Origin of the sequence: Planktothrix agardhii (assembly GCF_904830935.1) — a bacterium.
GTDB classification, from domain to species: Bacteria; Cyanobacteriota; Cyanobacteriia; order Cyanobacteriales; family Microcoleaceae; genus Planktothrix; species Planktothrix agardhii.
This window is the reverse complement of the sequence record NZ_LR882952.1, coordinates 2,244,133-2,261,837: the sequence shown is the minus strand read 5'-3', so window position 1 is coordinate 2,261,837 and position 17,705 is coordinate 2,244,133. Positions and strand designations below refer to the sequence as shown.

General features: G+C 40.9%; 14 protein-coding genes and 1 pseudogene. 9 read left to right on the top strand and 6 right to left on the bottom strand.

Annotation, left to right across the window (positions count from 1 at the left end):
• Nucleotides 1-15: 15 nt before the first annotated feature.
• A complete protein-coding gene (locus tag NMG88_RS10445) occupies nt 16-537 on the bottom strand; it encodes a phage tail protein (RefSeq protein WP_026796944.1) in 522 nt (173 codons plus the stop codon).
• A gap of 199 nt (nt 538-736) precedes the next feature.
• On the bottom strand, nt 737-2,521 hold the full coding sequence (locus NMG88_RS10440; protein ID WP_042155425.1) for a phage tail sheath family protein: 1,785 nt from the start codon (nt 2,519-2,521) through the stop codon (nt 737-739).
• Between the two features lie 510 nt (nt 2,522-3,031).
• Here NMG88_RS10440 and NMG88_RS10435 point away from each other — a divergent pair.
• From NMG88_RS10435 to NMG88_RS10410, 6 genes are all read left to right on the top strand, one after another.
• Nucleotides 3,032-3,736, top strand: coding sequence for a LuxR C-terminal-related transcriptional regulator (locus NMG88_RS10435; protein WP_042155427.1), 705 nt, complete (start codon nt 3,032-3,034; stop codon nt 3,734-3,736).
• Between the two features lie 13 nt (nt 3,737-3,749).
• Nucleotides 3,750-5,021 carry a Pvc16 family protein gene (locus NMG88_RS10430; protein ID WP_227365174.1) on the top strand — a complete coding sequence of 424 codons (1,272 nt, stop codon included), beginning with the start codon at nt 3,750-3,752 and terminating at the stop codon, nt 5,019-5,021.
• A gap of 114 nt (nt 5,022-5,135) precedes the next feature.
• Nucleotides 5,136-7,097 carry an ATP-binding protein gene (locus tag NMG88_RS10425; RefSeq protein WP_254033806.1) on the top strand — a complete coding sequence of 654 codons (1,962 nt, stop codon included), beginning with the start codon at nt 5,136-5,138 and terminating at the stop codon, nt 7,095-7,097.
• Between the two features lie 260 nt (nt 7,098-7,357).
• The gene (locus NMG88_RS10420; RefSeq protein ID WP_254035406.1) at nt 7,358-8,368 is read left to right on the top strand and encodes an AAA family ATPase; all 1,011 of its coding nucleotides are present in this window, start codon (nt 7,358-7,360) and stop codon (nt 8,366-8,368) included.
• The gene (locus NMG88_RS10415; protein WP_227350979.1) at nt 8,355-9,707 is read left to right on the top strand and encodes an AAA family ATPase; all 1,353 of its coding nucleotides are present in this window, start codon (nt 8,355-8,357) and stop codon (nt 9,705-9,707) included. The genes NMG88_RS10420 and NMG88_RS10415 overlap by 14 nt, the downstream gene beginning before the upstream one ends.
• A 3-nt stretch (nt 9,708-9,710) precedes the next feature.
• A complete protein-coding gene (locus NMG88_RS10410; protein WP_227350980.1) occupies nt 9,711-10,481 on the top strand; it encodes an HNH endonuclease in 771 nt (256 codons plus the stop codon).
• 85 nt (nt 10,482-10,566) lie between these two features.
• Here the strand turns inward: NMG88_RS10410 and ffh are convergent, their stop codons facing one another.
• The 4 genes from ffh to hisF all read right to left on the bottom strand — a co-directional run bounded on the left by ffh (nt 10,567) and on the right by hisF (nt 15,200).
• On the bottom strand, nt 10,567-11,994 hold the full coding sequence (ffh, locus tag NMG88_RS10405) for a signal recognition particle protein (protein WP_227350981.1): 1,428 nt from the start codon (nt 11,992-11,994) through the stop codon (nt 10,567-10,569).
• A 239-nt stretch (nt 11,995-12,233) separates the two neighbouring features.
• Entirely contained in the window at nt 12,234-13,025 is a 792-nt protein-coding gene (locus tag NMG88_RS10400) for a pentapeptide repeat-containing protein (protein ID WP_254035405.1), read from the bottom strand.
• A 67-nt stretch (nt 13,026-13,092) separates the two neighbouring features.
• Complete coding sequence (locus tag NMG88_RS10395) at nt 13,093-14,268, bottom strand: pentapeptide repeat-containing protein (protein WP_227350982.1); 1,176 nt, start codon at nt 14,266-14,268, stop codon at nt 13,093-13,095.
• Between the two features lie 152 nt (nt 14,269-14,420).
• The gene (hisF, locus tag NMG88_RS10390) at nt 14,421-15,200 is read right to left on the bottom strand and encodes an imidazole glycerol phosphate synthase subunit HisF (protein WP_026788555.1); all 780 of its coding nucleotides are present in this window, start codon (nt 15,198-15,200) and stop codon (nt 14,421-14,423) included.
• 136 nt (nt 15,201-15,336) lie between these two features.
• Here hisF and NMG88_RS22690 point away from each other — a divergent pair.
• The 3 genes and pseudogenes from NMG88_RS22690 to NMG88_RS10380 form a co-directional block, all read left to right on the top strand.
• Nucleotides 15,337-15,417: pseudogene (locus NMG88_RS22690) on the top strand (hypothetical protein); the annotation flags it as partial.
• Between the two features lie 190 nt (nt 15,418-15,607).
• Nucleotides 15,608-16,825: an ABC transporter permease gene (locus tag NMG88_RS10385; protein WP_026796952.1), complete on the top strand. Its 1,218-nt coding sequence runs from the start codon at nt 15,608-15,610 to the stop codon at nt 16,823-16,825.
• Between the two features lie 71 nt (nt 16,826-16,896).
• A complete protein-coding gene (locus NMG88_RS10380; protein ID WP_026796953.1) occupies nt 16,897-17,655 on the top strand; it encodes an ABC transporter ATP-binding protein in 759 nt (252 codons plus the stop codon).
• Nucleotides 17,656-17,705 lie beyond the last annotated feature (50 nt).

The following is a 17,705-nucleotide window of genomic DNA, read 5'->3' as shown; positions in this document are numbered from 1 at the left end:
GTAGTTGATTATATGTCATCGACCACCATAAGTAACGGCGGCACCACTGACGGATTTGACTTTATTAATTCGTTCAGCCACCAGTTCATAGGTTTCTACTGCTAGATCTTGACCTGTGACGTCCGCATCGGCAATGGAGTATTTTTTCGGCCAAGCGCGTTCTAAATTCCATCGGAGGATTTCCCGACCGTTGGGGTCATAAACAACAACTGAGCCACTTTTACGGTTATTTGACCAGTCACCGTTACCGCCCTCACTAACGGGTAAGCATTTTTGAAACCATTTGTACATTTGGGCGCTGGCACCTTGGGGGGAATCGCACAGGTAAACTTCAACGGTCATGGCGGGGTTAGAATCGTAACCGCCGGAGGTGGTTTGTCGGTCATGAATTCCGCCTTTTGATGAACCTATGGGTTTGGCATTTCCTGTAACTTTACCTTCATAGGAAATTTGAGCCATACTTTTGATTTGAGCCTGAGTAATTCCGTCAAACTCAACGTAAAATCGAGAGGCAACAGTAGTAACAACTCCGACCATGTTTTTATTCCTTTTGTAAGTTTTTAGTGGGGAAATTAGGAATGGGGAATGGGGAATGGGTAATGGGTAATGGGTAATGGGTATTACGAATGGGGAATGGGGAATGGGGAATGGGGAATGGGGGAAAATAATTACTATGCAGTAATGCTGTTGATTAACCTTAATACCTGAAACCTTAAACCCCAAACCGGGCTTGTATTTAACTGAATTCGCCGCCTTCTTCTTCGTTTTCATCACCAGTGATCTGACTCATGCGGAAGATCACAAATTCAGCAGGACGGACGGGGGCTACGCCGACTTCAACATACAAACGACCTAGGAGCATCGTTTGTGGGGTATTAATTTCTTCGTCACACTTGACATAGTAGGCTTGAGCCGGACTACCGCCCACTAGGGCACCTTCGCGCCAGAGGGAGTCGAGGAAATTACCGAGAGTGCGTTTAACCCGTTGCCAGAGGTCTTCATCGTTGGGTTCAAAAACGACCCACTGGGTTCCCTGTTCAATGGATTTCTCAATGTAGCTCATCAAGCGACGGACGTTAATATAACGCCATTGAATATTATCCGCTTCCACCAGGGTACGGGCCCCCCAAATCCGTAGACCACGGTTGGGGAAACTACGGACACAGTTAATTCCCAAGGGGTTTAATAATTCCTGTTCACGGAAGTTACAGTCATAACTCAAACCGACCAGACCACGGGGGACTTCATTGGCGGGAGCCTTATGGACGCCTCTGGTTTCATCTACCCGTGACCAGACGCCTGCAACATATCCACAGGGCGGAATGGAAATCGGACGTCCGGCATTCCGGGGGTTGGGAACTCTGATCCAAGGATAGTAGAGGGCCGCAAATTGAGAACGACGGTTAAAATCTTCGGTGAGCCAACGGGCCACATCTTGGGGTTTAACCCGATCAGGAGGAGTATCGAGAATTACCATCCGGTTGGGTGGGTTGGGGATATCACCGGCCGTCGCACCTTCACTGAGACTGAGCATCATATCCATGATCCCATGAAGCTGATCGAGATTCATCAATCCGGCTTCGTACACGCGCATTAAGTCGGGACAGGCAACAATGGTCACGTCGTCAATTTCAAATAGACCCCGTACCCCTGTGCGATCATCCCTTCCACCTTCGACATATTGACTGAATAGTTCGGGCTGAACGTCGAGAGGCGGGGGACTGACTTCATAGAAGCCATTATTGGGCCGTTTTGCTAGGGGGCTACCTGTGAGGGAAATGTCTGTGATCCGAATGTAGCTGGACTCTTGCAGGGCATTGAACACATAATCTGCTACGGCGACATCGGCCTGGGCGTTCATGGTCAGGTGTTCGTAGCGTTCCAATTCCTCACCACCTTGGGTGATGATAACGGTGAAGTATTCCCCTGTGTTTGCGGGTATAGAAGTTATTGCCCTTGCCTCTGTAGCTGCCTCTGTGGTTGCCTCTGTACCTGCCTCTGCTGAGGAGGTTGGGGGTAGGGCGGGTGCTGGGGCTTTGGGTTGTCCTTCGGTAATTCTAACCCGGATGGTTCTCTCGCTAGGTGATACCAAAGCACTGTTAATGTTCTGGGTTGAGGCAATTCCGGGATCGCTGAGGGAAAACCGCAGGGCGGGACGTTTGGCGCGGTTCATCACCTCTGTGCCTAATTCCGTTGGTGCTGGGGCGGCAGAACCGGGTAATCTGGTGCCGATACTGGTGACCCAACAACGGCCGCCACCGTTTAAAAACCAGCCGTACACTGAAAAGGGCAGGTAGGCGTTGAAGTCGGTGAAGCCGTCGGAATTGGGGCGGGCAAAATACTGGAGGTATTGGCTCCAAGTGGTGACTAACATGGGTTTGAACATTTCGGCACCACCGCGCACATCTTCGGTAAATCCGAGAAATCCGGCGATCGCGGTGGGGACTCCTGCTATTGGACGACTTCCTCTATCAACTTCTTCTACATACACACCTGGAGCAAAATAGTCAAGTCTTGCCATATTTCTTTTCCTTATATCAATATTTAGCTTGGGAGTGCTGCTCAACAATTTGCTGTGCAGCCAAGATGGGGTTTGTCCTGATTACTATTTACTATGGGGAGCAATACCACCGCGCACGTTAATGTGCCTAGATTAAGGTGAAATAGACCCCAGGGGTTATAGACTTTGGTCGAAATTTTTGGGCTTTTTGAATAAGGTTATCTGGATGTTGGGTATTATCGGCCATTGGTCAAGATATATTTAACATTACTTTATTTTTCTTATTAATTTGTTAGATTTCTATACAAATGTATTGAGTATTGAGTCACAAAATTAAATTTATATCTGAAGATAGATGTTATATTAAAACATAGTGTTAATTACACAAACTTCCTTCCGGGGCATAAAACCAGATTAGTTTTAATTGGACTTGATATGTGGGTAAATCAACTTAATCACACTTCCAATCAAAAGCCAGCAAGTGTTTCTAGGCAGATACCTAAGAGCATTTTACCAAAAACAATTGCAGTTATGCTTGTAGCCAGTGAATTGCCTTTTTGCAAGAGTTTGCAGGTATTACTTAAGGTTTATAACTTGAGTTCGTCATGGCAAATTAAGCTAGTTGGTAACACGAGTTCAATTCAACCTGCCATGAGTATGGCTGACCAATATAAACCCGGTTTAATTTTCCTAGATTGGGATTTATTTAAGACACCTGATCAGGGTATTGAAATGATCAGAAGTTTAAGTCAGAAATCAGAACAGAATCAGAATGATAGCAAAATTTTAGTGTTGTCTTCTGTAGGGGAAGAAAATAGTATTTTTGAGACGATGCAAGCTGGAGCTTGGGGATATATATTGAAGGAAAATTTACCGACGCAACTCCTTATTGCTATTACGGCGGCACTGAATAATCAAGTTTATTTATGTCCAGAAGTTGCAGCCAGATTCTTTCGAGCTTTTCAGATAAATCAAGGTAAATTAACAGCCACTCAACCCAATAAATCATCTAATCAACCGAGGGAATTAAATAGCTCTAATCCCTATAATTTAACACATAGAGAACGGGAAGTCTTAAAATTGTTAGTGGAGGGATACCGAAATCAAGAAATAGCTAGTTCCCTTTATATTACCGTAGCAACAGTCAAGGCCCACTTAACAACCATATTTGAAAAATTAGAGGTAGATAGTCGTAGTCGAGCGATTGTTCGGTCGTTACATCTGGGTCTTGTTTAAAACTAATTAAAGTATGAGTAATTATTTAGGTATTGCCACTGTGACGGCAACATTGCAGAGGATGTTACAACAATCTGTGCAGACGGATGTGGAGGGGGCAAGGGTGACAACAAGCCGTCCAGAAAATACTGGGGGAACTCCAGAAACAGGAATTAGTATTTACCTCTACCATTTGAAGCGCAATACCTCTTTAGGGAATGCAGATATGCCACCCCGTCAAAGGAAGGGAGAATTAACAAAGCGGAATCAATTACCTATAGATTTATACTATCTGTTAAGTTGTTATGGAAATGAGATCGAATTAGAGCCTCAGCGCTTATTAGGAAGTGCAATCCGAACACTGGAAGATCGAGCGGTTTTATCCTCTCAAATGATTCGAGAAACGGTGAATGATCCCAGTTATCCTTTTTTAGCAAATTCTGACTTATCGGAACAAATTGAGATGATCCGAGCGGAATTTGTTCCGGTTTCAACGGATGAATTATCGAAGGTTTGGTCGGTCTTTTTTCAAACCCCTTATGTTTTATCTGTGATTTATAAAATTACAGTTGTGGTGTTAGATGGTGAGGAACCTGCAATGGTAGCACTGCCGATCCGTGATCGCAGCCTGAACGCCTGGGCATTTAGCAAACAACCGACGATTGATTTTGTCATGTCAACCGAAGGTCGATATCAACCTATTTTCACCCATAGTACCTTATTAATTCGAGGTAAAATGCTTGCTAATGCCAATGCCTCGATTAGAATTGGGGGTGTGGAAGTGGCGCCGGGTACGGTGCAAGATCAGGAGATTACCTTAGCTTTAACCTTAGTGCCACCAGAGGCACTCCGACCCGGGGTTCAGGGGTTACAGATAATTCATGGTCAAAGGTTGGAAAGGGGAAGCACTAATGGCCCCATGCAAGAGCGGGTTGAGTCCAATGTGGCTCCGTTTGTGTTGCGACCTGGTATCAAGGAGGTGAATCTGTTGGATGGGTCAGGAACAGACGACGAGCCTCGTGATGCTGAGGTAGAAGTGGTGACAGATGTGAGGATCGGTCAAGATCAGCGAGTGATTCTGATTTTAAATGAACAGACCAGCCTACAGCCTGCCTCTTACATTTTTAACGCCCAGCCTCGGAATAATAATACTGCTCGGATTGTCTTCTCACTTAAAGCTATTAAAAATAGCAACTATTTAGTGAGGATTCAAGTAGATGGTGCAGAAAGTCTCTGTCAAATTGATAGCGATCGCCATAGTCCCACCTTTGATCAGTATATTAGTCCAACGATCACCATCCCCTAGTAGTAAGCCCTTCAGGGCTTCTTTAGGGCCTATATACAATATATGGCAAAGAGTCCTAAAGGACTTACTACGAGTTAAGAGTCCTAAAGGACTTACTACAATTTTTTACTGAAAATGAACGCTGTTTCTGTGCAAAACTGGCAAAAAGCGAACCAAGAATCCCTGATGGTGGCACTGGCCCAAGTGCGACAGGTGCTGGAATGGAAAGCCAGTCAAGACGGTCAAACTCCAAAGCCAATAGCCACTTCCGAACTATCGGATAATTCATCTCTACAACAGATCTGCCGTATCTTTGGCTTGTCCACCTTTGAACGAGACTTACTAATGATCTGTGCAGGTATGGAATTAGACGCCAGTTTTGCCAGCTTGTGCGCCCAGGCTCAAGGGGACTCGCAAAAACTTTATCCCACCTTCAGTTTAGCCCTTAGTAGCCTGGATAACCCCCATTGGAACGCCCTCACCCCTACGGCTCCCCTACGACACTGGCGATTAATTGAGATCGGTAGTGGATCGGCACTCACCCAGAGTCCCCTCCGCATTGACGAGCGCATCCTGCATTATTTGGTGGGAGTACAGCACTTAGATGAGAGACTGATGGGGATAATAGAGCCATTAAAAGAAGAAAATCAATTAGTCCCCTCTCACCAACAGTTAGCCGAACAGTTAGCAGAAACCCTGTCTCAGAGTGCCGGAAATGACATTGTACCCGCCGTGCAACTCTGTGGAGAAGATACCAGTAGCAAGCGGGCGATCGCCCTATCCGCCTGTAAAATATTAGGACTGGATGCCCATTTACTCAGTGCCGATCACTTACCCAGCAACAGAAACGAACTGTCTCAACTGCTGCGGTTATGGGATCGGGAAGCGGTTTTGTGTAATAGTGCATTAGTGTTGAACTGCGACGAAGTAGATGGTTCAGATCGGGACGGAAATGCCGTTGCCCATATCATTGAACAAATTAACAGTCCTCTGATTATAACTACACGAGATCGGATTAGTCAGAGACAGCGCCCGTTAGTTAATTTTGAAGTTAGCAAGCCTACCAACTCAGAACAATACCTATTATGGGAGGAGGCGCTGGTGATGGAACGGGAGGAATTGCCGGAGATTATAGAACACCTAGTCGGACAATTTAACCTGAATGCCCCCGCCATTGCTGCGGCTTGTGCCAGTACCCTCGGACAAATCGGGCTAAGTGAGGATTATGATCAGCTAAATAATACTTTATGGGAGGCTTGTCGCGCCCAAGCTCGTCCTCGCATGGAAGATTTAGCCCAACGAATTGAACCGAGTGCCAGTTGGGAGGATTTGGTATTACCGGAAATGCAGTCACAAACTCTGAAAGCGGTGATTGCCCATGTTCGCCAGCGCGTTAAAGTTTATGAGGGTTGGGGGTTTGCTAAAAAAGGCGGACGGGGTTTAGGAATTAGTGCGTTATTTGCTGGCCCTAGTGGGACGGGAAAAACCACGGCGGCGGAAGTGATGGCTCAGGAGTTAAACTTAGATTTATATCGGATTGATCTGAGTTCGGTGGTGAGTAAATATATTGGGGAAACGGAGAAGAATTTGCGACGGGTTTTTGATGCGGCGGAAACGGGTGGAGCGATTTTACTTTTTGATGAAGCGGATGCTTTATTTGGAAAACGTTCTGATGTGAAAGATTCCCATGACCGCCATGCAAATATTGAGGTTAGTTATTTATTACAACGGATGGAAGCTTATGGAGGGTTAGCAATTTTAACTACAAATTTAAAGGGGGCATTAGATAGTGCATTTTTGCGAAGAATTCGGTTTGTGGTGCAGTTTCCATTTCCTGATGTGACCCAACGGGCTGAAATTTGGCGTCGTATTTTTCCCAAGGAAATGCCATTAGAAGGGGTGGATGTGAATAAATTAGCTAAACTGAGTGTAGCCGGGGGGAATATTCGTAATATTGCGATGAATGCTGCTTTTTTGGCGGCGGATTCTAATGAAGCTGTGACGATGAAACATTTATTAAATGCGGCTCGTAGTGAAAGCATGAAGATGGAAAAACCTTTAACGGATACGGAGGTAAAAGGATGGGTTAGTCCTTGAAACAGTTTGGGTTAATCGTCGTCAAGGACAACCGGGAGGAGGGACAACGAAAGCTGCGATCGCTCAACCGGATTTAGAAGTTGCTGATTTAAAAAGTTTAGTTGACTTGATTTTTGAGGTTTAGAAAATTTGGATCTTCCGGCACAATTATAAGATATAATATATAGCTTGATACCAATTATATATTATTCCTTGTATGAACGCTTTATAGGATCTAATTAATAAACTTAATTTATTACTAAAAGCACGGGAGATCCAAAATGTTTCTTGAAACTGTTGAAATCAAAAACTTTAGAAAAATAGATTATTTTGGACATAACTTTGATCAAAATATCACTCTCATCACAGGAGAATCTGGTTCGGGCAAGACTGCGATCATTGACAGCATTGCCATTGCCTTAAGTGCAATATTTTCTGAATTTACGGAAATAAAAACTAAACGCTTTGAATCTTTCGATAGAAAAATACATATTAAAAATATAAATCAAAGTGGTTTTTACATTGAAAAGCATGATATACCTCCAACTATCTCCTGTCAATGTAATCTTAATAATAAACAACTATCATGGCAATTTCCCTGGTTAAATCCTGACTTACACAATTATTCTAAACAGCTTCAGAAAAGTATTCAAAATTTTGAAGAAGTTTCTATTCCTATCATTCTGCATTATGGTGCAGATCGAAACTGGATATTAACTGCTAAAAAGAATTTATTACAACCATTAGAACCTGAATCAAGAACACAGGGGTATCAAAATTATTTCAAACCTCACAAAAGTCGGCTTCACTTCCTGAGATGGCTTTATACTCAGGAATTAATAGCTAAAACAGACAAGAGAAGAAAGACCTATGAAGCTTTTGTTTCATTAGTATCAAGACTTCCCACAGGTGAGTTTTATTATGATCTCAAAACCAAGAGTATAATATGTTGTAGCAATGATAATTTGAAGTTATTAGAACTGGGTGGTAAGGTGGATCTTAACTTATTTGCTTTAATCGCTGATATTGCTTATCGGGCAACTTTACTGAATCCCCATCTTTTAGATCGCGTTTTTCAAGAGAGTTGTGGTATAGTTTTAATTGATGATCTTGATCTCAACCTTGACAAAAAAAATTTGCTCTTTCTTTTGAACAATCTTTCAAATATTTTTCCAAATTTGCACTTTATCCTTACTCTCGGTTCTCAAGCCTTACCAGACATGAAACTATTTAACCAATCAAATCTCAATATTATTAACATAAAACAAAGAAAAAATCATGAAAGTGACTAAAATAGAAATTAAAAACTTTAAGTGTTTTGAAGAAACAAATCTTGATAATCTATCAGAAAAGTTTAATCTTTTTATTGGTGACAATGGCGAAGGGAAAACTGCCATATTGGATGCTCTTGCAAGTGCTTTAGATAGTTTCATTTCTACCTTTGAAACAGAATCAGGATTGAATAACACAACACTTCACGAAGATTGGGTACGGAGAGTTACCCGTCAACTAGGAGAAGAAACTAAGGTTGAACTCCAATATCCTTTTTCAGTCAAATGCTATGGAATGATTGTGGATAAAGAAATAAGTTGGGAAAGATTAATAAAAACCCAGGGTAAAAACGGAAAAAAGAATGATGTTGAGTCGGCAAGACAACTTAAACTTATTCGTGATAAGGGAAATAATGTTAGTCTTCCTCTAGTTGCATACTATGGCAATAATCGATTATGGAAACGAGATGATAGCAAAAGTAACGATAAAAAAGCTCAAAACCAAGATGACAGATTTATAGGCTATAAAAATTCACTCAATGCTGGACGCAGCATAACACAGCTTATAAATTGGTTAAGTGAGCAATTTCAAGAAGAAATTAAAAATAACCAACCTTCTCCCACTCTAACTGTTGTTAAACAAGCGATTGCAGACTGTCTTGACGAATGGAACAAATTAGACTATAAACCAGGGGAAAGTTCTGAAGGTGTAGTTGCTGTTTCATCTACGGGTCAAATGTTACCGCTTCACCTTCTTAGTGATGGCTACCGTAACATATTAACGATAGTAGCTGATATGGCTTATCGTGTCGCATTACTTAATCCTCATTTTGGCGAAAATGCAGCAAAAGAAACATCAGGAATTGTCTTAATTGATGAAATTGATTTACATCTTCATCCTAATTGGCAAGAAAGAGTTATTGAAGATTTATCTAAAACTTTTCCTAACATTCAATTTTTTGCAACAACTCATGCTCCTATAATTATTCAATCCCTTCATAAAGGAAAACTTATTAAGATTAAAGCTCAAATAATAGATGCTCACGATGAAGATGAAGATGATTATGAATATATTCCAACTGATGCTTATCGAGATCAAAGTCCAGAAGATATTTTAGAAGATGTCATGGATCAAGAAATGCCTCAGAGAAGCAAAAGATATCGTGAAATGTTAGAAGTTTCTAAAGAATATTATGATACTTTAGAAAAAGCCAAGAAAGCAAAAAAAGGCAAACATACAGAAACACTTAACAAGCTAAAAGATCACTTAGATGAATTGTCAGTGAGATATGGAGATAATCCAGCTTATTATGGATTTTTAGAATACCGGAGAAAAGTTGAAAAAATTGATGAGGAATAGTTGATGAGACCCCTAAAGCGGAATGATAATTCAAACCCTTATTCTGATTACAAGAAATATGGGAATGATCTTTTAAACAATTTTAGTCCTAGTTCTGATTATTGCTATTGTGCCTATTGTGAAGTTCGCTTAAATGATGAATGGGATGTAGAACATATATTACCTATAAAGCAATATCCACATTTAAAAACTGAATGGCAAAATCTACTTCTTTCTTGTAAAACTTGCAATAAGCAGAAAAATGGCTATCTACTATCCTCTGAATGGAAATTTAACCATAAAGATAAAACGAAAGAGTATGTCCCTACTGAAAATAAATTTCTCAGTAGATTTTATTTTCCAGACCGTGATAATACCTTTAAAGTTTTTGAATATCAAGAAGGTCAAATCAAACCTAGTAGCAACTTGAATTCACAAGAGACTATCAGAGCGGAGGAAACTATCGCTCTTTATAAGCTACTACATCCTAAGAAGCCTAAGCGTCAGAATCAGAGGCGAGAAACATGGGACGTTGCTAATCAATATCTTGATGATTATACAAAACAAAAAATTTCTGTCGATTATGTTGTTAAGCACGCAATTTGGACAGGATTTTGGTCTATTTGGATGACTGTCTTTGATGGATATGATGAAGTCAAAGATAAATTAATTGAGGCGTTTCCTGGAACTTATCGTGACTATTGCTTACCTCAATCTAATACTAGATGTCAACAATTGCCAATGCAGTCAAAGAGGAGTAAACGACGGAATAGACATAGAAGTAAAAAAAATTAAACCCAAAATTATGTGTTTTTAAAATAGTCGGAGGCTCTGCCTCCGGTTGGCATTCCAAGGTAGAACCTTGGAACGAGGGGGAGGGTTAGAGTTGTCCGAAACCTTTTTTCTTCTTATCTTTCTTTTTCTTGGCTTTAGCCGCCCCGGGATAACCTCCTCCCATACCGGGCATTCCTGGCATTCCCATACCGGGCATTCCTCCCATTCCGGGCATCATTCCTTGACTCATTTGTTGCATCATTACCCGCATTTTCTGGAAGTCACTAACTAACTTCATCACATCTTTTTCTAGCATTCCTGAACCCTTAGCAATACGTTTGCGACGGGAGGGAGAACTCGCTAATAAATCGGGGTTTTTGCGCTCATCAACGGTCATGGAATTAATCATCGCTTCTGAGCGTTTTAATTGCGCTTCTCCCTGGTCTAATTGGTCTTGGGAAATCTTATTCATCCCCGGAATTAACTTAATTAATCCCCCCAAAGATCCCATATTTTTCATCATTCGAGTTTGACGCAGGAAGTCGGTAAAATCGAATTTTGCCGTCACAATTTTTTCCTGCATTCTCTCAGCATCCGCCAAGTCGAATTCCTCTTGGGCTTTTTCAACTAAGGTTAAAATATCCCCCATGCCTAAAATTCGAGACGCCACCCGGTCAGGATAAAAAGGTTGTAGCGCTTCAACTTTTTCCCCCACCCCGACAAATTTAATTGGAGCCCCCGATACCCGACGAATTGATAGCGCCGCCCCGCCGCGACTATCCCCATCCATCTTAGTTAAAATAGCCCCAGTAATCCCAATTTGGTCGTTAAAGGTGCGAGTTAAATTAGCGGCTTCTTGACCCGTCATGGCATCCACCACTAACAGGGTTTCATGGGGTTCAATGGTTTCTTTAATTTGCGCTAATTCCGCCATCATATTTTCGTCTATTTGCAGACGTCCGGCGGTGTCAATAATCACAGTATCAATATCTTGATTTCGGGCATATTCTACCCCTTGGCGAGCAATTTCTACGGGGTCGGTATCGGTTCCCATTTCAAACACGGGAACGTTAATTTGTTTGCCTAATGTGATTAATTGATTAATTGCCGCCGGGCGATAAATGTCCGTAGCAACTAACAAAGTAGTGCGATTTTCCTTTCTCAAATGCAGGGCTAATTTTGCCGTGGCGGTGGTTTTTCCTGTCCCTTGCAACCCGGCCATTAATATAATTGTTGGGGCCGTGTCCGCTTGGGCGAGGGGAACGTTACTTTCCCCCATGACGTTGACCAGTTCATCATGGACGATTTTGACGAACTGTTCTCCGGGTCGCACACCGGACACGACTGCTGCTCCCTGGGCTTTTTCCCCAACTTCGGCAACAAATTCTTTAACGACTTGCAGGTTAACATCGGCTTCGAGCAGGGCGCGACGGACTTCTTTTAGGGCATCTTGAATATTAGACTCACTAATTTTATCCTGACCTCGGAGTTTCTTCCAAGTGGATTCAAAGCGTTCAGCAAGAGCATCAAACATAGCAATTTCTTTATGGAACAAATGGGCGTCACTGTCTATAATAATATTGAAAGGGTTGCAATTGTGCTTCAATTCATCAATTTAATAGGATTATAAAACTTTAATTAGTAGGCGTTCTCCAATTTAGCACTCTATTTTTTAGATAAAATATGATAAATCTAACCCATGAAAACATTTGTTGTTGCGATGCGGTGCTCCATATTTTTAGAGTGCGCTGAAGCGCAACAACAAACTAAGGTTTAATCTCGTTTGATCTTTTCTATCTTTTCATCGAAAATTGCTCCCCTTTTGATTAAGTCTGCTTTCACGTTTTCGGAAATTCCCGCATCATGCCAGAGTCGAGCTTCTTTAACATTTGCTCCGGTAAAATCTACCCCAGTTAAATTCGTTAAAGCTAATCCCGCTTGATATAAGTCGGCATTTTTTAGACAAGCTCCGCTTAAATTGGCATTGCTTAAATTACAGTTACTTAAATTAGCATCTTCTAAATTAGCATTCGTTAAATTTGATCCACTTAAATTTGCTAAAGCTAAACTAACCCGGTGCAAATCTGCGCCACTTAAATCCGCATCACTTAATAAAGCTCCGCTTAAATCTGCTCCTCCTAAATTGATATTTTTTAGGTCAGCATTGGTTAAGTCAATATCGCTTAAATCTGCCCCTCGTAAGTAGGCATTGGTTAATTTTGCCCCACTTAAAATTAATCCTCTTAAATTAGCTCCTAATAGTCTAGCTTCGGCAAAATCTTCTAGGGGATTTAAACCTGCAATTTCAGTTAATTCTAAGAAATCATCGGTTTTTGCTGATATAATAGCTTGTACTTTTGTTTGTAAATCTGAAAAATGACAACCTTGAGATGCTGCTTTTTGAGTTAACAATTGTAGGTCTTCATGGGTTTTATAATGGAGTGCCATTTCGTGAATATCAGCAGGTAAAGGTTGTTTTTGTAACCAAAGTACGAGCTTACGCTCCAACACCGCCAAGCGATTTGGGCTAAGATTATGGGGCCAAAGTCCTTCTACACCAGTCATAGGTTTTAATGATTTTGTTTATGGATATCGGTTAATGGATAGAATAGGTTGGATTCTATCTATTCACCTAATCTTCATTCTCTCTAAAAATTGCCCCCCGTTGGACTAAATCGGATTTAATTCGCTTGGAAATACCTACCGCCTCGGTAAAATCAACGTTTTCTACCCAAACATTTTTGAGTTCGGCTTGACTGAAGCTGGTCATTGTTAAGTTCACCCCTTGAAATTTTACCCCGGTTAGGTCGGCATAGTTGAGATTAGCTTGGCTGAGGTTGGCTTGGGTCAAGTTGGCATAGGGTAAATAGGCACTCATCAAGTTAGCATGGGTTAAATTAGCATGACTCAAATTAGCCCTAGGCATTTTAGTTCTGACATCGGCTTCGCTGAGGTTAGCACCTGTTAAATCGGCATCGCGTAAATTAGCGTTAGTTAAAATAGCATAACTGAGATTAGCTTCTTTTAAAATCGCTCCGCTCAAATCTGCTAAGGTTAAATTAGCATAACTGAGGTTAGTTTTTTCTAAATTTGCCCCGTGTAAATTGGCGTAATTAAAATCAAGATGACTTAAATCCATGCCTGCAAAATCAAATAAAGGATCTAAGCCAATATTTTCGGCTTGTTGTAGAATATTACCTGAATTTTCTATTAAAAATTCTCGAAAAATAGCTTTATGCTGTTGAGTATATAATTCAACTTGTTCCCATTGTTCTAACTGTTCATAAATTAACTTTAAATGGTTAAAAGCATTGCCTTGACTTTGATAATTTTCGTTGGTTTTTGCCAGGATTAATTGTTGTTGATAAGCGTTAATTGCCAGTTCAAATTTTTCTTGAGTGAGATAGATTTTTCCTAACACAGATAATGTCTGTTCTTCCGTGCGAGGATCTGAAAATTGACGGGCGAGGTCTAACCGTTGGTTTTGGTATTCGAGGGCGTTAACATAGTCTCCTAAATTATAGTAAATATTGCTCAGATTAATTAAGGCATTCATTTCACCTTTGGGATCTTGAATTTCACGGGAGATATCTAAATGTTGTTGATAGCAATTAATTGCCAGTTCTGGACTTAATAGGGCTTCATGTACAGCCCCTATATTCCCCCAGGCTGCGCCTTCCCGTTTGCGATCCTTTAAATTTCGGTAGGAGTGGAGAGCTTGTTGCCAAGATGCTAAAGCGGCTTGATATTCTGTATTTTGATAGTGTAAAATCCCTTGCTGGAATAACTCGTTGGCTTGATCTAACATCTAAATAGTTTATTTGATGAATTATTCGATCCAGATTAATCTAAATCTGCTAATTATGCAAGGGGGAATTCGATTGAAAATCCCTCTTATTTATGGATATTTAGGGGTATCTAGTCTAGGGTAAAAGTTATCTGTTTTCTTTTGACTTCCTCCTACAAAATATCAGGATTCCTCACGGTAACTTGATGCTCTGCTAAGTAGGTCTTAATTTCTGTCACGCTTAATTGACCATAATGCAATAAGGATGCTAACAATGCTGCTTCGGCTTTGCCTTGGGTTAAGGCTTGATAAATATGCTCACAAGTCCCCGCGCCCCCCGATGCAATCACTGGAATTTCTACGGATTCGGCAATGGTTCGCGTTAGTTCTAAATCATAACCTGCCTGGGTTCCATCGGCATCCATACTGGTGATTAGAAGTTCCCCCGCGCCCCGTTTTGTGACTTCTTTAGCCCAGATAAGAGCATCAATTCCGGTATTTTCCCGACCGCCTCGCACATACACATCCCAGCCGGGATTATCGGGATTAGTGCGCCGACGGGCATCAATAGCAACTACAATACATTGTACTCCAAAGCGATCGCTGGCTCGATTAATTAAGTCAGGATCACGCACAGCGGCGGAATTAATACTAACTTTATCTGCTCCGGCTCTTAATAAATTTTTAATCATGTCTAGGTTTTGAATTCCACCCCCCACCGTTAAGGGAATAAATACCTGTTCGGCGGTGCGATAGACGACATCAAAAATAATATCTCGGTCTTCATGGGTGGCTGTAATATCCAAAAATACTAATTCATCGGCCCCAGCATCGTTATAGGCCGCCGCCAATTCCACCGGGTCACCAGCATCTTTTAAATCAACAAAATTAACCCCCTTTACCACTCGACCTGCTTTTACATCCAAACAAGGTAAAATTCGTTTCGCAAGCATAATAACTATTGAACATTAGGACAATAAAATCAAGGGTGAAAATCCCTTTTTTGAGTTCAGATTAATTATATAGCAGGGAATACCAAAATAGGGAATAGTTAATTAATCAGTTCACTAATCATAATTTTTTACGGGACGGGAGAAAATTCGAGAATTTCTGACTCGTAAGTGGAATATAGAATTAGATTGTCGTTATTTATCTGTGCTATTCTCCTAAATTCCTATCTAATATAAATCCTAGATTGCTGAAACCCGATTCCAATTTCTAATCCGAATCAAGTCTCATCCCGGCGGTGGGATTTGATTTATTCAGCTATAATATAATTGGAAACGAGCAAACAACCTTAAGAAAAAAGGATAGTCTTTAATAGTCAACAGTCAACCATTAACCGTCAACACACCAAATTATGAATTTCCTAGAAAGTATCAAAATGGCAACTACAACACTATTAGCGAATAAAATGCGAAGTAGTTTAACTATGTTAGGAATTATTATTGGCAATGCCTCTGTTATTGCTATGATTGGTATTGGAGAAGGTGCTCAGAAATTTGTCAATAATCAAGTCAATTCTTTGGGGCCAAATGTTTTATTTGTGTTACCCGGAAGTCCTGACTCACAACGCCGTCCTGTGTTTCCGCCGCAAAATTTAGTCTTAGAAGATGCGATCGCGATCGCCGAACAAGTGCCTTCGGTTGAACAAGTTTCTCCTTCTTTAAATGGCAGTGAATTAATTACCTATCGCAGTAATAATGCTTCAGCTTCTATCGTGGGAACCACACCGGAATTTTTATCGGTGCGTAATTTTGATATTGCTAAAGGTCGATTTATTACGGATTTAGACTTAAAACGGAATGAACAAGTTGTGGCATTAGGATCAGAATTAGCTCAACAATTATTTGGAACTGAAGATCCGATTGGTAAGTCGGTTCGACTGCGGAATTTGAGTTTACAAGTTATTGGGGTAATGCAGCCTAAAGGCTCTAGTTTTGGCAGTAATGACGACATGAATGCCTTTGTTCCCTTAACTACAATGGCAAATCGAATTGTGGGAAATCGATCGCCCTACGGAACCCAAGTTACATTTATTTCTATTACTATTGATAGTCAAGATAATATGCGGGCGGCTCAATTTCAAGTTGAAAATTTATTGCGGTTACGTCATAAAATTACTAATGAAGATGATTTTACTGTTAGGAATCAAAAGGATTTAATGAATATTTTGGGCAGTATTGCTGGAGCTTTAACTATTTTATTGGCAGCAACCGCCGCCATTTCTCTATTAGTGGGCGGTATTGGAATTATGAATATTATGTTGGTTTCTGTCAGCGAAAGAACTCAAGAAATCGGATTAAGAAAAGCGATCGGAGCGACCCAATCAGATATTTTAATTCAGTTTATAATTGAATCTGTTATCCTATCAGCAGCAGGGGGTTTGATTGGTACATTAATTGGCGTTGGTGGCATTTTAGTTGTCGGTGCTTTCACTCCTTTACAAGCCGGAGTTTCCAGTGTTGCGATTGTAACAGCCGTTAGTATTTCTGGGGCTATTGGATTGTTTTTCGGTGTTGTTCCTGCTAAACAAGCTGCCAAACTTGACCCAATTGTAGCTTTAAGAAGTATTTAATTGGTTTAGTTTTGATTATAGGATTGCTATATCTCTATTCCCTATTCCCTATTCCCTATCCTATTAAAATTATGAAAACATCAATTTCGACTAAACCAGAAAATCAAGATTCTCAAACCAATCCGGTGATTATTCACTTAGAAAATGTCACCAAAGTTTATGGGATGGGTGATATTCAAGTTCAGGCTTTAAAAGGTGTCATCTTAACGGTAGAACAAGGAGAATACTGTTCGATTATGGGTGCTTCGGGTTCGGGGAAATCAACGGCGATGAATATTATCGGTTGTTTGGATCGTCCCTCCGCAGGTTCCTATTATTTGGATGGGGTAAATGTGGCGCAAATGTCAGAAAATAATTTAGCCCGCATTCGCAATATTAAATTAGGGTTTGTATTCCAACAATTCCATCTTTTACCCCAATTAAGTGCTTTAGAAAATGTGATTTTACCGATGATGTATGCTGGAATTCCCTCGAATGAACGTCGAGAAAGGGCAAAGCAAGCATTAATTAGAGTCGGGTTAGAAAATAGATTAAATAATAGACCGAATCAACTTTCTGGAGGTCAACAACAACGGGTAGCGATCGCCCGTGCTATTGTGAATCGTCCGGTATTATTATTAGCAGATGAACCTACGGGGGCGTTAGATTCTCAAACTACTCAAGAAGTGATGAATATTTTTACTGAATTAAATGCGGGTGGAATGACCGTTGTAATGGTCACCCATGAAGCCGATGTTGCCCGTCAAACCCGTCGAATTGTTTGGTTTAAAGATGGTGAAGTTGTTCATTCCCATCTCACCCCCAATGATTTACACAGTGCTATTTTTTAAAATTTAATTTCGTTTTTGTTGTTGGGCGTTGTTGGGCGTTGTTGGGCGTT